We start from the raw sequence: 14677 nt of genomic DNA, 5'->3' as shown, positions 1-14677 counted from the left end.
TGCGCGACGCCAGTCGCAGAAGCCGGCGCTTTAAGGTGGCGTCAGTTGGGTTGCACATCGATTACATGCAGCAGCCAAAATGTCCCTTTTGTTGGTTTTTGTTTAAATCGGGGTAAACCTTACGACAGGAAGAATTAGAGAACATCGTCGGCGGGTGGGGGAGATCGAGGATGGCAGCACCGAGCTTTGTCAATACGATTTTCGGTATCGCAAAGATGCTCGGAGCCAAAAGCGGCTGGACGAAGTGGCGAGCATGAACTTGGAGCGAGAGGATGAGCGTCTGGGGATCATCGATGATCTGAAGGTTCGAGCTGAGCAGATGGTCTCGGTAACCGCATTGACGGAAGCTGGCAACGAGAGGGGATCACGGAAGTCGGACGAAACGCATGTAGCCCCCGGGCTCGAGCTTGCCCCACGCAGCCGCTCGCTTTTTCGCGGTGCGGAAAAGGCAGTGACTGAATAAACCCCTTAATTCAAACGCTTCTCGGGAGACTTTGATTCCCGACCGCTTAACACCTACAACAAGAAGTGTCCCACGACGTTCTTCGTGGCTGAAGTCAACCAGCAAACGAGGCGCATATGAGCTATCGAGTGAGGGGCAGCATTCTTGAAGTGTGCGAATGCAACGTGCTATGTCCGTGCTGGATTGGGGAAGATCCCGACAACGGCATATGCCGGAGCGCGATCGCCTACCACTACGAGCAAGGCTTGATCGACGATATCGATGTGTCCGGGGTGACGGTCGCGTTCGCCGCGTTCATTCCTGGCAACGTGCTGAAAGGCGGTTGGCGCGTCGCAATGTATGTCGACGAGCAAGCAAGCGAGGCGCAATTCAACGCGCTGGTGAGCGCGCACCGTGGCGAACGCGGTGGACCGCTTGCGGATATCGTGAAATTGATCGGCGAGATGGTATCGGTGGAACGGGCTGTGATTGAATATTCGGTCGTCGACGGCAAGGGCAGGATGAAGGTCGGCGAAACCATCGAGGCCGAACTGGAGCCCTATCGGGGTCCAACGGGAGAGCCAACGAAACTTGTCGATAGCATCTTCTCGACGATACCCGGATCGCCCGCCTTCGTCGGCCGGGCGAACTCGTTTCGGCTGCGACACGAAGCCCTCAATCTTGATCTCGACTTGACGGGGCATAACGCCATTCAGGGATCGTTCAGCTTTACGTCGTGAAGATGCGCCTTCGCTCGCGGCTTTTCGCGTTGCTCTTTTCCACTTTGATAGCAAGTGCGTGGATCGCGCTATGGTCGTGGGATGCTGGGCCGTATGCGCGCTACCTGCATCATGCGAGCTGGAGCGAACTGCCGGGCGTTGGCCCGATATGTCGCGCGGTGCCCGCTGCCAGCGTCACGATCGTAGCGTCGCTGCACAGCGCCGCATGGCTCCTGATGATCGCGGCGATGATGTTGCCGACCGCTTTTCCTTTGTTCGACTGCTTCAGGCGGATGACCCTCTCACGCACCAAAGGGCGCACGCTAGTCGCGTTGCTCATCTCTGGTTACGCGGCTGCATGGGCCGCGTTCGGGCTTGTCGCGCATGGCTTCGATGCCGCACTCCATCTGCTCGTGGAGCGATCGACGACGCTGCTCGCGGAGGGGTGGCTGATCGGCGCCGCCATCGTCGCGCTGGCTGGCGTCTATCAATTCAGCACGTTCAAACACCGTTGTCTTGACAAATGCCGCTCGCCGCTCATGTTCCTCATCGAGCATTGGCACGGCCGGAATCCGTGCCGCGAGAGCTTTCTGCTCGGGGCGAGACACGGCGTTTTCTGCATCGGCTGTTGCTGGGCGCTCATGTTGCTGATGTTCGCCGTCGGCACAGGAAGCGTTGGCTGGATGCTTGCGCTGGGTGCGATCATGGCGGCCGAGAAGAATTTGCGCTTGGGAAAGTTCATCGGCAAGCCGCTCGGTGTCGCGTTGCTTGTGTGGTCCGCAGGGATCGTGGTGTGGAATGCCCGTATCGTCTGAGTAGATGCCAACATCGGCTCGACCTTACGTAGCTTCCTCTGCATGCCTTCCCGTTTCCTGCACAAGAGCGAAAAAGAAGATCCGCAAAGTTGAAGATCAAGCCCAACGATTTCGTCGTCGACGACGCGCTACCACCGCGATTCCTCAGGCAGCGAGACTGCATGAGCAGACTTCGTGACCTTTGACTTCCTCCCGGTGTGCGGCCCAAGTAGGCGTCCCTGGCGCATGGTCGAAGGAACTCAGGACGGCCATTGACTCCGCTTGGCGGACCGAACTGGATCGACTCGAGCTGGCCTGGTACCTACATTGCGTCGCGCGCACGACAAATGCAGCTGCCCGGCTAAGAATCGCTGGCTGACGAGTTTCACGACAGCCGCCGCAACGCGAATGAACCCGCGCTGAGTTGATTGCGCAGAAAATCCACGGCCACGCGCACTTTCGCAGATGCTGACGAACGCGCCGTCGATATGGCCCACACGTCGGCGGGACGCCAGTAGTCTGGCAAAATGCGCATCAGTTCGCCCGACTCGATACCTTCGTCCGTGGCGTTGCTTGGACTCTCCGAATACAGGTCAACCCGGCACACGGTCATTCGGCACTGGGGCGAGTATTGCTCCATCCGCCGATGCCGATGCCGATGCCGATGCTCGTCGAAGGCGACCGTTCTTTCGTACCTATAGGGCAGCGCTACTGCCTGTTTGTGAGGGCGTATCGCCCAGCCATTGCAAGAATCCGCCCACATGCTGCGCCCACAGGTCGGGACGCGTCATGGTGAAATGTCCCGGCGACGACGATGTGCCCTGCTGCACGACGAACCGGCCCTGCTGAAGCGTCGGAACAAGTCTCTCGAGGACCTGTAGCGAGTCGGGATTGAACTCGTCGTCGGAAAAATTCAGGGCGAAGAGTTTTGCCTTGATCCTGGGAAGCGCTGGCTGGGGATCGTAGCTGAATGATGGGCGGCTACAACTTGGGACCGACCGTTACGGCTGCGCAGATTCGAACGGCAGTTCAGGGTCGGCATCGGCCCCAGATGCTACTTCTGACATTGGAAGTAGCACCGAGACTCGCTGTTGGCAGAAGATCAGAGGACCAGCGCAGTCGTCAGCCTGGAAGCCAATGAAACGCCAATCCGATCGCGCCAAGGATTAGGGCCATACCAGCAGAGAACGCGACGATTAGATCGACATAGGTTCGCCAAGCGGGCCTATATAAGTTGACGAGGATTGATTGCCCTAGTTTTCACTCGCCACTGGGAAAACGTCGCCGACGCGACAGGCGTCGCTTATCGTGGCTATGCGACAGACCGTCTCCGGATAGCGAAGGGATTGAGCGGGCGAGTCCAGCACGGCGAGTTCGCCGGCTCGCCGTCCCGACTCTGCTACAAGCATTCCTGTGCTTGCTCAGGTAACGCGCACGAACTCTCCTTCGGCGAAGAACCACGCCGACATCGTCCGTGCCAGCTCGAGCACAACCTCCGCGTCGGTCCGGCCGGAGGACGCGCGCACGTGGAACGAATGATCTGCGTCGTCCACCACATGCAGCGTGGCGCGTGGCCCCAGCGTCTGAACGACCGACCTCAGCAGGTGAAGCTCGGCCAGCTTGTCGCGCGTGCCTTGCAGGAAGAGAATCGGTACCGTGACGTCCGCCAGGTGGTGTGCCCGCTCTACGCCGGGCGCGCCCGCCGGGTGCAGCGGGAACGCGACGAAAGCGAGGCCACGCACGCCCTCGAGCGGGGAGATGGCTTGGGCCTGGGACGTCATGCGGCCGCCGAACGACCTGCCGCCCGCGAAGAGCGGCAGGGCTGGCAGCCTCCGGCGCGCCTCTGCGACGGCTGCCTGCACGGCAGCATGTGCCACGGCCGGCGAGTCCACCCGCTTGGAGCCCCGCTCCATGTACGGAAACTGGTAGCGCAATGTGGCGACATTGGCGGCCGCAAGCGCGTCGGCCAATGACGACATGCCGGTGTGCTGCATGCCCGCCCCGGCGCCGTGCGCGAAGACATACAGGGCTCGCGCGTCCTCCGGCACTCGGAGGAGCGCGGAGACCTTAGTGCCGTCGGGCAGTGCCAGGGAAAGCGATTCTGGGTCGTCCATCGTATTCAGGTCGTGTCGTTGTGGCCTTTGCGCCGATTCTGCATCAATGAGGCATCGGGGATGGAGCGTGCGCCTATCGTGAACGGCGCCGCAGTCGCGATGTGTCGGTTGACGACCGCAAGCCCGACCTGTGGGCCGCAACGTCATCCGCGCTTTGAGACATCTGGGTATCAGCACGCCTGCATCATTGTCAGCAAGCTGTTGCGACACTGCAATCAGCGTTAAAGGAAGTTCACGGCACCCCGCCGAAAAAGATGCTCAGGTGCATCGAGGAGGCGCGTCTCACCGGGATGCTCCAATGAATTCGGCTGTGATCAAAAGCTCAATCCGGAGGCCACCGCATTGCCGCCATTGCGCGATTACGACCGGGTTTTCGGGCGGCGAGCGCGAGGGGGTGAGCACGTCGGAACGCGAACATCTTAAGGCGCTGGAGCGTGAAGTCAAGGAACTGCGCCGCCCCAACGAGATTCTGAAACTGGCGAGTGCGTTTTTCGCCCAGGCGGAGCTCGACCGCCGCCTGAAGTCCTGAAGGCCTTCATCGATCAGCATCGCGACACCTTCGGGGGTCGAGCCGATCTGCAAGGTCTTGCGGATTGCTCCGTCGGGCTACCGGCGCCATGCTGCGCAGCTTCGCGGGCGTCGCGCCGCTGCGCTCGTGCCATACGCGATGAACGCCTGCGGCCCGAGATCCAGCGTATCTGGCAAGCCAACATGCGTGTCTATGGAGCGGATAAAGTCTGGAAGCAGCTGAACCGAGAGCGTATCGCGGTGGCTCGCTGCACGGTCGAACGGCTCATGAAGCAGGTCGCTGTAGCCATGCATGCCCTCGGGAGATCCGGGGACCTTGATCTCGACGATCAGCAGGGTCAGCGCGATTGCGAAGACCGCGTCGCTGATTCCCTCGAAGCGGTCAAGTCCCCGCTCGGCACCGTGCGTTTCCGCGGCGGTAGATTGGTTAAGCCTACGTAGCGTCATGTAAGTCCTTTCGCACGCCGGAGCCGCTCCTCGCGGCACAGCACGCGTAATCTTTGTCGGACAGTCTGACTTACAGTATGACGCTTTTGGCCGAAGCCAATCGGAAGCCCTCTACGCGTGTGCGTCGGACATCTCGCCAGGATCAAGAGTTTGAAAGGCGAGTGGCGTGCGAGCCATCGAACGATGGCGTTCGCATTTCGGTCAATCGTCAAACGGAGGATGAGTAAAGATGCGCCAAGACGACCAACGTCCGTCATAGAACCGGGCCCGGTTACGCGTGCCAGCGTGGTGATTATTGGCCGCCACCGCAACTTACCCAGTGCTTGTCGAGTTGTCCCAGTCCCAACGGGACCATGAGAACAAGGAGGCCGTAAAGTCCTGGTCTCAAGTTAGCGAGCGCCACCGTCAATGGAGCTGCGGCAAATAGCGTCCCGACGGTGTCCTTCGCGAGTCAAAGTGCTTAAGGTCCCTGTCGACCCCCGCTTAACCGTCCTTCCCAGTCCTTCGTCTCGGTCAGGTATGCGTCCATCTCCTGCCAGAACTCATCGGAAGGGTTTTCAAAGAGGCGGGCGAAGGACTCGCTGAATTCATCAGCGGTCTTTGCGCCGAAAACGATCGTGCTTACCGCCGAATGCCGCAGCGGAAAGAGCAGGGCAGCGGTAGCCAGGCAGACGTGATGGCGCTGGCAAATACGTTCCAATTCTTCCGTTTGCAACAGGGCCGGTCGCGTCGCGGGGCGCATGTTGTAGAAGGCGTCGGGACGGGAACCGGTCGCGAGAATCCCCGAATTGAATGGCGACGCCGCGATCCAGGCGATGCCGTTCTCGGCGCAGTGCTGCAGCAATGCGGTGCTGCCGGTGCGAAGCAACGAGTACTCTCCCGCCGGCATGACGACATCGACGCCGGCCAGTTCGGCGAAGTCCAGACAGGCCTGCCAGTCCATGCTGGCGACACCTATCGCGCCAACCACTTTTTCATCCTTGAGTCGCTGTAAGGCGGGAAACGCACCTTCGACGGCCGTCATGAGTTCCTCGCGATACGCCGTTCGGGCAAAACCGGGATCGAGATCGTGAATAAAAACGGCATCGAGACGATCGACCTTCAGCCGCGACAGGCTGCGCTCGACCGATCGCAGCGTCGTATCGTACGTGTAGTCCAGGTAGAAGTCGCTACCACCTGGCAAGGAGCTTGCGCCAGGCTGGCTCAAGTACCTGCCGAGTTTGGTCGATACATACAGCTCGTCTCGCGGATACTCAGCCAGCGCCGCGCCGAGCCGCTGCTCGCTTTCACCGCCAAGATAAGCCGCTGAGGTATCGAAATATCGGACGCCGCTGGCCCACGCGGCATGAATCATGTCTGAGAACGCCTGCTCGCCCGCGGCGTTCGCGAGGCTGCCGGCTCCGACTCCCACCCGAGGAAACCGAACAGTTCCATTCGGCGTTGCAATTCTCGCGTTCATTAATTTCGGCATCCTTTATAAAGTATTCACAGAATGGCATCAATATGGTGGCTGCCGCAAAGACGCTGGCCGCCGAAAATGCGTCGGCGAGCTTACCTGGTATGTTCGTTTGCGGCGATGTAATCGCGGCGCACGCGTTCCGCGGAGGCCTTGAGAACGGCGACGGCCCGCGCGCCGACACGTTCCGAATAACGTACCGACGGAATCGCGACGTTCAGCGATCCAAGCGGAAAGCCCGACGATGACAACACCGGCACGCCCACGCCGACGATGCCCTGCGTGTATTCGTCGATCGAATAGGCGACCCCGGTCTGTCGGATGGTTTCGATCTGTGCGAGGAGCGCCTTCTTTGCTGTGATCGTCTTTGATGTGATGGCTTGCATCTTCACGGTCTTGATGTACTCGCTGCGCATCTGATCCGGAAGAAAGGCGAGAATCACCTTTCCGCCCGACACAGCATAAAGCGGCGCAAGATCGCCGAGTCGCAGATGCGACACCAGCCGTTGCGGGCTGGTCACCGTCGCGGCGACTTCCACCTGGTCGCCCTTGAGCTGATTGAGCGCGCAGGACTCCAGCGTCTGTTGTGTAATCTCTGCCAGCACCGGTTGCGCGCAGCTGACGAGCGAACGGCTATGGGTGGACTGCTGGGAAAGCCGGATCAGCGCTTCGCCAAGGCGATAACCCTTGGTGACAGGGACGAATTCGACAAAGCCACGAGCCGTAAGGTTCTTGAGCAGCTTGGTCAGCGAACTCTTCGGTATGTCCAGCGCTTCCGCGATTTCCGCATGGGACATCTCGCGTCCCCATCGCGCGAGCAACTCGATCACGTCGAGCACCCGATCCGCCGACTTCACCACTCCATTCGATTCGTCTTCCAACAGCATATCCAGCTCCTGTTTACCTATGGAAACACCTTGGCGTCATGATACTGGACCAGCGAGGAACGTCCGCATCCGCGCTTGGATGTGTCTCGCCTGTTCGTCGAACGGCAGGCCACGTAGCGCGAGCGTCGGCGCCTCGACAGCGAGCGGAAGATCAGACCGCAGTTTCCACAGCAGTTCGCGCAGCGGTAATTCACCATCTCCGGGTAGCAGCCGGGCCGTTCTCGCTTCTTTTCTCCGCGCTTCGAGAGACTGCGGTGCGGCGCTCGGTGCATCGCAAATCTGGATGTATTCGATCAGCGCCGGGTCGATCGCATCGATCTGCTCGCACGTTGCGCCCGAACGGAAGAATTGCAGTGCGTCAATCAGTATCCGCGCGTTCGGCTGTCCGCTGGATCGCACGAGCTCGAGCGCGTCGGCCGGCGTGCTGACCGCGCAGTACGTGATCGCTTCGAGTCCGACCGAAAGGCCGAAACCGTCCGCCGCCTCGCAGAGACGGCCGAAGTTGTCCCGCAGGCGATCGCGTTCGGTGTCGTTGCCGACGCAGAGCACGTGCCGCGCACCGAGCGTACGACCCGCTTCGAGTGCGGGCAGTAGTGACGCGACATCCGTCTGCGGGCTCAGCCAGATGGCTTCGATATCCAGTAGCCTGACGCCGGTTGCGTCGAGTCGCGCGTGTAGCTCGCGGATGAGTGCGGGATTGTTCGCGACGTCCACGATCGCATCCGTAGCGGTAGGGGCGATCAGCCGCAAGCCGCAATACTCGAATCCCGCAGCGGCTGCCGCATCGACGAGTTGCAGCGGATGCGCGTCGAGGATGGTCAGATGATGCAGCGATAGTTCATGCATGAGAACGCGTCCGTAACATTAAAAATGGCTCGAGGCGCACAGCGATCACTTCCGAGGCGGAAGCACGAAATCATAGGCAAGCAGGGCGGTCGGGACTTCGACGCGGTGACCGGCCGGACTCAGGCCCGGTGCGAGCGGCGCCAGCGGCTCGATCAGTGCGTCCTTCACGCCGAACACGACGTCGGAATCCAGGTAGACGTCGCCGCTCACGAACACATGCGTAACGAGCGTCTGGAAGCCGGGAGCACTGACGCGAAAGTGCACGTGAGCCGGGCGGTACGGATGCCGCCCCTGCGCATCGAGCATGCGGCCAACCGGGCCGTCGTTCGGAACCGGATAGGCCGCAGGCACGATCGACCGATACCAGAACGAGCCGTCCGGATCGGTCAGGAAGCGCGCGCGCATGTGTAGCTCCGCCTTGCCCGCCGTCTTCTGCACGTCATAGAAGCCATGGCTGTCCGCGTGCCACGTCTCTACCCGTGCGCCCGCGATCGGATCTCCGCGCAGATCGCGTACGGTGCCTTCTACCAGCAGAGGGTCTCCCGGCTCGCCATCCGCGATTGAAGCGCCCAGCGGCAGCGTAGCCGCTTCTTCGACATAGAACGGACCGAGCACCGTGGTTTGCGTCGCGTCGCCCGGATAGCGATGATTGATCGCGTCCACGAGCATCGATACACCGAGCGTGTCGGACAACAGAATGAACTCCTGCCGGGTGTCGGTGCACATCTGCCCAGTCTGCGTAAGAAAGCGAATCGCAGCGGCCCATTCGTTTTCGGTTGGCTCGATCTCCTTCACGAACGCATGCAGGTGACGAACCAGTGCGTCGCTGATTTTGTGCACGCGTTCGCTCTTGCTTCCCGCGAGACGCTCGATGACCGCTGCGGTGATGTTGTCTTCGTTGAAATTGCGCATCGCGTTTTCCTCACAGCGAATCGGGTTGTGGTGCTGCGCCGCGCCATGCCCGTTCCAGCATTGCCCTGATCGAGTCATGGTCCGGCGCGCGCGGATTCGCATAGGTTTCTCGCAGCACCAATTCGGCCGCACGCCCGATGCCTTCGTGCGGCATGCCGATCTCGGCAAGAGACTGGGGAACGCGCAGCCTGGTGCCGAGCGCGTGCAGTCCGGTCCATGCGTCATCGGTGTCGAGCGCGCATGCGATGCGGCGCATTGCATGCGGCGCCGCGCCAGCCTGGTAGGCGACGATGTGCGCAAGCATGATCGCATGCGTGTCGGCATGCGGCAGATCGAAAGTGCCGCCCAGTACGTGACACACCTTATGATGCAGCGCCATGCCGACGGAGCCGAGGCAGGTTCCGCACAACCACGCGCCGTACTGGGCGCGGCTGCGCGCGTCACGACTGGCGGGATTGGCGAGGATCTCGGGCAGCGCGGTGGCGAGGGCCGCGATACCTTGTTCAGCCATGATCGACGTGACCGGATTGGCGTCTACGGCATAGAGCGCTTCCACCGCGTGAGCCATCGCGTTCAGACCGCTCGACGCCGACAAGCGCACGGGCAGCGTCAGGGTGAGTTCGACATCGTAGATCACGGCTTCCGGCAACACGTCGAGCGTACGACGCGTACGTTTCTCGCCGTCCTGCGTTTCGCCGATGATCGGCGTGACTTCAGAGCCGGCGTACGTAGTGGGCAGCGCGATTTGCGGCAGGCCGGTGCGCAGCGCAAGCGCTTTCGCGAGGCCGATCGCCGAGCCGCCGCCAACAGCGATCAGGGAGTCGGCGCCAGTCCCTTGGGCGACGGCGAGCGCACGCGATGTCACGTTCCACGGCGTGTGCATCGCGGCCTCGGAGAAGACATGCACCTGTGCCTCGGAGAACAACGACGCGATGGCGTCAGCCAAGTCCTTCTGTTCCGGCGTGGAGATGATCAATGGACGCGTGCAGCCCAGTTGCCGGGCGACTTCAGGCGTTTCCCGACGCCTGCCCGCACCGAACAGTACGCGTGCCGGCAGCGCGTGGTAATCGAAGCGCATCGGCGAGACGTCCTCCATCACAGCGCTCCGTTCTGCAGATACTGGCGGCCGCGCGCATAGAGCGCTTCGACCTCCGGGCCGGTCAGCGTCGGCATGTCGCGTTTGACCTTGTAGCCGATGCGGGTCTGCATATACGCGAGATGCCGGTAGCCAGCGGGAAACTCGCGCAGCAGCGCCCCATCGAGAACGGGACGGGCGTCCGGCTCGACCGGATCAAGACGATCCTTTTCATAGATGGGCTGACGAAGCAACAGCAGCCATCGGTCTTCGACCTTCTCGAAGAAGTCATAGAAGCGGCCGGTGCACACGACGTCGCATAACGTGCCTTCGACTTCTCCACGCTGCGAAATGGTCATCTTGGTCTGAGCGATGGCACGCGAGCCGCTCACTTCGATCGACGTGCCGCCCAGAAAGTGCAGGATGCTCACGCCATTCGCCCAACCGGCCTTCGTCACTTCGATGAACTCGCGACCGCTTCCCTGAAACCACGTCGCCATCATACGGCCGTCCGGATGCCAGAGTGTCGCGAAACGCTCCCAGTCGCCCGCATCTCGCCACACCGCCCAGTTTTCGATCGTCTCACGGATCGTCAATCGATCAATCATCGCCTGCTCCATCTGTCGGTCCTCGATGTTCACACATAGGAATGAGTTTCCATGGTGGTGCTTAAGAGCACGCCAGGTCAAGCGGTTTTTGTCGCAAACCGGGACATTCCCTAGTTTGTTTCCCTATGTGAATGAATGTCGACATCACCGTTGACGGGCCGGATCCGTGTTTCTAGCATGGGAACCAGGTTATGGACAGGAACAAAGGAAATGGAAATGCAACCGGTAAAGCAACGAAGATTCGAAACACGCACGGCCATCGTGACGGGCGCCGCGCGTGGCATCGGGCGCGGCATCGCAGAGCGTCTTGCGGACGAAGGCTGCCGCGTCGCCTGTTGGGATATCGATTGTTCACCGCTCGTAGCAGGCGGTCACTCGCCCGCGGCACTCGTGCAGGCCGTCGATCTTGCCGACGCGCGTTCCGTCGACGCAGCGTTCGCCGCCACGCTCGCGTCGTTCGGTCATGTAGACATACTCGTGAACAACGCCGGCATCAATGGACCGGTCATGCCTATCGAGGACTACCCGCTCGACGCATGGAACCGCGTTCTCGCCGTCGATCTGAACAGCGTCTTCCACACCTGTCGCCTCGCCGTACCACACATGCGCGAACGCGGGGCGGGACGCATCGTCAACGTGGCGTCGATCGTCGGCAAGGAAGGACATCCGAACATTTGCGCCTATGCCGCGGCGAAGGCGGGTGTCATCGGTCTGACGAAATCGATCGCGCGCGAGCTGGCCGGCACGGGCATCACGGTCAACGGCATCGCGCCTGCGATCACCGAAACGGATCTTTTCCGGGAGATGACGGAGGAGCACATCGAGACCAGCAAGGCACGCATTCCGATGGGGCGGTTTTTGACCGTTCCGGAAATCGCCGCCATGGTGGCGTGGATCGCGAGCGACGAATGCAGCTTCACGACCGGTTTCACCTTCGACCTGTCAGGCGGCCGTGCGACGTATTGAGCCCGCAACCCAACGCGAGCTTTGTTCCGATCACCGACAAGACACATGCAGGAGACGAAATGGCACTGACGCATCAGCAGAGCAGCAATCAGGCACGAACCGCCACCGCGAGCGCGTGGATCGGCTCGGCGCTGGAGTACTACGACTATTTCATTTACGCCCAAGCCGCCGCGCTGGTTTTTCCCCAACTCTTCTTTCCCTCCGGAGACAGCCGCGTTGCGATCGCCGCGTCGCTCGCGACTTATGGCGTCGGCTATCTTGCACGACCAGTCGGCGCATTCGTGCTCGGCCGTCGTGGCGATACACATGGACGCAAGAACCTGCTTCTCACGTGCATGTTCATGATGGGGTTGTCGACACTCGCTGTGGGTCTTCTGCCGACATTCGCGCAAGCGGGCTTCGTAGCGCCGATCCTGCTCGTGATCTTGCGGCTCATCCAGGGTTTCGCGGTCGCCGGGGAGATCTCCGGTTCCAGTTCCCTCGTGCTGGAGCATGCGCCGCTCGGCCGTCGCGGCTACTTCGCCAGTTACGCGATGCAGGGCGTGACCGCCGGACAGGTGTTCGCTGCGGCCATCTTCATGCCGCTCGCCTACTATCTGCCCGAGAAGGAATTCCTGACATGGGGTTGGCGCGTACCGTTCCTGCTGAGTGTGCTCGTGCTCGTAGCCGGTTATGTAATTCGGCGCAAAGTGTCGGAGACACCGGCTTTCGTCGATGAAGCGCAACATCGGCGGATTCCCGCGTCGCCCGTCAAGGAAGCGTTACGCGATGGCTGGCGAGATATCGTGCGCATCGCCGCAATCGCGTTGATTGCGATCATCCTCGCGGTGACTTCGATCTTCGGCGCGGCCTATGCGGTGCAGCCCGCTTACGGTATCGGTCTTTCGAAAGGCTTTTTTCTCTGGATTCCACTGCTCGCCAATCTGACCGCGATGTTCTTCATTCCCTTCGCAGGCAGTCTGTCCGATCGATGGGGACGCCGGCCGCTCATCATATTCGGCGCGCTTGCATCGGGCCTGCTGTCGTATGGGTATCTCTATGCGATCAGTCTGCACAACGCCATGCTGGCGATCGGCATCGCGATCGTAATGTGGGGCGTGGTGTATCAGTGCTTCAACGCGGTATATCCGAGCTTCATGCCTGAACTGTTCCCGACGCGTATCCGGGTTACCGCCATGGCGATCGGCCAGAACATCGGCACGGCCATCACCGCGATCTTGCCGGCGTTCATCGCAGCTGCCGTCCCGCCGGGCACGCAGCACATTCCGTTGATCGTCGGGACGATCACGCTGATCGTCTGCGGTGTCGGCGCACTGGGTGCATGGACGGCGCGCGAAACCTACCGGCTGCCCGTCAGCGCGCTCGGCCAGCGAGATGCATCGCCGATCAGTCAGGAGGAGTACGACAGCCTGCGTGCGGACATTCGCAGGAAGAAAACTGCGTCCAATGTTCCCGTATGAGGGCGATCTCTGTGTACCGCGGTCCGCGTCAGGTGACGGGCGGTACCGCACCTTCGAGCAAGGTCTTGACGAGCCGCGCGCGACGCTTTTCGAGGTCCGCGATCTGACGTTCGATAGCTTCGAGCCTTACCCGCTGGACCTCGGTGATCTGGTCGCATGAGCGGGCGCCTTCGCTCAGAAGCATGCAATCCGGAAAGCCGCGAATATCGTCGATGGTGAAACCGGTCGCGATCATGCGCTGAATCTGCTTGACCTGCGTTACTGCCTTCTCGGGGAACATGCGATAGCCATTGCTCGCGCGTACCGAGGCGAGCAGACCATGTTCGTCGTAATGCCGGAGCGATCGCACGCTCGCGCCGGTGAGTTGCGAGAGTTGTCCGATCGTCAGCAGTTCCTGAGAAGACGTGTTTTTCGTGAAAAGCAAGGTAGCACAATTCGCTTGACTCTCACATCGGTGTAAGGGTTGAGACTAGGCGCACTGACACGCTCTCAGGAAAGACAATGAGCTTACGAACGTTCCTCCACTTTTTGACTTCCGCGTTCTCTGCGGCGACGCTGTTCGCGTGCGCACCCGACACAAGCGCGCGGCCGGCAAGCTATACGGTTACATCGACGGATGGGGTGAAGCTGGCGGTTCAGGAAAGCGGCAATCCGAATGGCCCTCCCATCATTCTGGTGCACGGACTACTCGGCAGCCGCCTGAACTGGGACGCGCAGGTGCAGAGTCCCGAATTGCGCCAATACCGGATCATTACGTACGATCTGCGCGGTCATGGTCTGTCGGATAAGCCATCCGGCCCGGAGCCGTATCATGACGGAAACCGTTGGGGGGACGACCTCGCAGCCGTGATACAGGGCTCACACGCGCGCAAGCCCGTCGTGGTCGGCTGGTCGCTGGGCGGCGTGGTGATATCGAACTACCTCGCCAAGTATGGCGATCGCGCGATCGCGGGCGCCGTGTACGTCGACGGCGTGGTCGAACTCGCCCCGGGTCAGATCGTCGATCACCCCGAGGTTTATCGAGACATGAATTCGCCCGATCTGAAGACGCATCTCGACGGTGAACGCACGTTCGTCGGCCTTTGTTTCAACCATCGGCCTGACGCCGATACATTCGACCGGCTGCTCGCGAACGCCGCGATGGCCTCGTGGGACATGCAAAAGGAAGTGCCGACGATGACGGTCTTCGCTGCGGAGGGGCTCGGCAAGGCGCGCGTATCGCTGCTCTTCATCTACGGCGGCCATGACGCGCTGGTCGACAGGCGTGCGACGCTGGCTCGCGCGGCCGTGCTGAATCCACGCATCGTCAGCAAGGAGTACGCGGACTCGGGTCACGCGCCGTTCATCGAGGAACCCGAGCGTTTCAATCGCGATCTGGCCGAGTTCGTCAGGTCGGTGTCGCAACAATGAAGTCGCGTCTTAC

Annotated in this window: 14 protein-coding genes, 2 pseudogenes and 1 other annotated feature; of the genes and pseudogenes, 6 read left to right on the top strand and 10 right to left on the bottom strand. The window is 61.2% G+C overall.

The window, feature by feature from the left end; all coding sequences use genetic code 11:
* The first annotated feature begins 579 nt into the window (after window positions 1–579).
* Entirely contained in the window at window positions 580–1182 is a 603-nt protein-coding gene (locus NCR38_RS21475; RefSeq protein ID WP_061119035.1) for a DUF1326 domain-containing protein, read from the top strand.
* Window positions 1183–1184: 2 nt separating this feature from the next.
* Window positions 1185–1976 carry a DUF2182 domain-containing protein gene (locus NCR38_RS21470; RefSeq protein WP_061119036.1) on the top strand — a complete coding sequence of 264 codons (792 nt, stop codon included), beginning with the start codon at window positions 1185–1187 and terminating at the stop codon, window positions 1974–1976.
* A 364-nt stretch (window positions 1977–2340) separates the two neighbouring features.
* Here the strand turns inward: NCR38_RS21470 and NCR38_RS21465 are convergent, their stop codons facing one another.
* Together NCR38_RS21465 and NCR38_RS21460 are read right to left on the bottom strand one after the other, a co-directional pair.
* The gene (locus tag NCR38_RS21465; RefSeq protein ID WP_143756355.1) at window positions 2341–2595 is read right to left on the bottom strand and encodes a hypothetical protein; all 255 of its coding nucleotides are present in this window, start codon (window positions 2593–2595) and stop codon (window positions 2341–2343) included.
* Between the two features lie 781 nt (window positions 2596–3376).
* Window positions 3377–4069 (bottom strand): alpha/beta family hydrolase, encoded by a 693-nt coding sequence (locus tag NCR38_RS21460; RefSeq protein WP_061119038.1) that lies wholly within the window; start codon window positions 4067–4069, stop codon window positions 3377–3379.
* Between the two features lie 379 nt (window positions 4070–4448).
* On the opposite strand from NCR38_RS21460, the pseudogene NCR38_RS21455 reads away from it, so the two are divergent.
* Window positions 4449–4882: pseudogene (locus NCR38_RS21455) on the top strand (IS3 family transposase); the annotation flags it as partial.
* Window positions 4553–4670, top strand: a sequence feature (AL1L pseudoknot). Its footprint overlaps the pseudogene before it by 118 nt.
* Before the next feature lie 27 nt (window positions 4883–4909).
* Here the strand turns inward: NCR38_RS21455 and NCR38_RS21450 are convergent.
* The 7 genes and pseudogenes from NCR38_RS21450 to NCR38_RS21420 all read right to left on the bottom strand — a co-directional run.
* Window positions 4910–5044, bottom strand: a pseudogene (locus NCR38_RS21450) (TMEM175 family protein); the annotation flags it as partial.
* Between the two features lie 460 nt (window positions 5045–5504).
* On the bottom strand, window positions 5505–6503 hold the full coding sequence (locus NCR38_RS21445; RefSeq protein ID WP_250477567.1) for an aldo/keto reductase: 999 nt from the start codon (window positions 6501–6503) through the stop codon (window positions 5505–5507).
* Window positions 6504–6595: 92 nt separating this feature from the next.
* Complete coding sequence (locus NCR38_RS21440) at window positions 6596–7387, bottom strand: IclR family transcriptional regulator (protein ID WP_061119041.1); 792 nt, start codon at window positions 7385–7387, stop codon at window positions 6596–6598.
* A 36-nt stretch (window positions 7388–7423) separates the two neighbouring features.
* The gene (locus NCR38_RS21435) at window positions 7424–8233 is read right to left on the bottom strand and encodes a sugar phosphate isomerase/epimerase (RefSeq protein WP_061119042.1); all 810 of its coding nucleotides are present in this window, start codon (window positions 8231–8233) and stop codon (window positions 7424–7426) included.
* A gap of 45 nt (window positions 8234–8278) precedes the next feature.
* Window positions 8279–9145 carry an intradiol ring-cleavage dioxygenase gene (locus tag NCR38_RS21430; protein ID WP_061119043.1) on the bottom strand — a complete coding sequence of 289 codons (867 nt, stop codon included), beginning with the start codon at window positions 9143–9145 and terminating at the stop codon, window positions 8279–8281.
* 10 nt (window positions 9146–9155) lie between these two features.
* Entirely contained in the window at window positions 9156–10241 is a 1086-nt protein-coding gene (locus tag NCR38_RS21425; protein WP_061119044.1) for a maleylacetate reductase, read from the bottom strand.
* On the bottom strand, window positions 10241–10828 hold the full coding sequence (locus tag NCR38_RS21420) for a nuclear transport factor 2 family protein (protein ID WP_409219317.1): 588 nt from the start codon (window positions 10826–10828) through the stop codon (window positions 10241–10243). Before NCR38_RS21420 ends, NCR38_RS21425 begins: the two co-directional genes overlap by 1 nt.
* 216 nt (window positions 10829–11044) lie before the next feature.
* Here NCR38_RS21420 and NCR38_RS21415 point away from each other — a divergent pair, with 216 nt between their 5' ends.
* Together NCR38_RS21415 and NCR38_RS21410 are read left to right on the top strand one after the other, a co-directional pair.
* Complete coding sequence (locus NCR38_RS21415; RefSeq protein ID WP_061119095.1) at window positions 11045–11794, top strand: SDR family NAD(P)-dependent oxidoreductase; 750 nt, start codon at window positions 11045–11047, stop codon at window positions 11792–11794.
* 59 nt (window positions 11795–11853) lie between these two features.
* Window positions 11854–13254: an MFS transporter gene (locus NCR38_RS21410; protein WP_061119046.1), complete on the top strand. Its 1401-nt coding sequence runs from the start codon at window positions 11854–11856 to the stop codon at window positions 13252–13254.
* 28 nt (window positions 13255–13282) lie between these two features.
* Here the strand turns inward: NCR38_RS21410 and NCR38_RS21405 are convergent, their stop codons facing one another.
* The gene (locus tag NCR38_RS21405) at window positions 13283–13678 is read right to left on the bottom strand and encodes a MerR family transcriptional regulator (protein ID WP_061119047.1); all 396 of its coding nucleotides are present in this window, start codon (window positions 13676–13678) and stop codon (window positions 13283–13285) included.
* A gap of 77 nt (window positions 13679–13755) precedes the next feature.
* Between NCR38_RS21405 and NCR38_RS21400 the strand changes: the two genes are divergently transcribed.
* Window positions 13756–14664, top strand: coding sequence for an alpha/beta fold hydrolase (locus tag NCR38_RS21400; RefSeq protein WP_061119048.1), 909 nt, complete (start codon window positions 13756–13758; stop codon window positions 14662–14664).
* The last annotated feature ends 13 nt before the right edge of the window (window positions 14665–14677 follow it).

The sequence above is a fragment of the Caballeronia sp. INML1 genome (genome assembly GCF_023631085.1).
GTDB classification, from domain to species: Bacteria; Pseudomonadota; Gammaproteobacteria; order Burkholderiales; family Burkholderiaceae; genus Caballeronia; species Caballeronia turbans.
The sequence above is the reverse complement of the archived record's forward strand: the minus strand, read 5'-3'. Positions and strand labels throughout refer to the sequence as shown.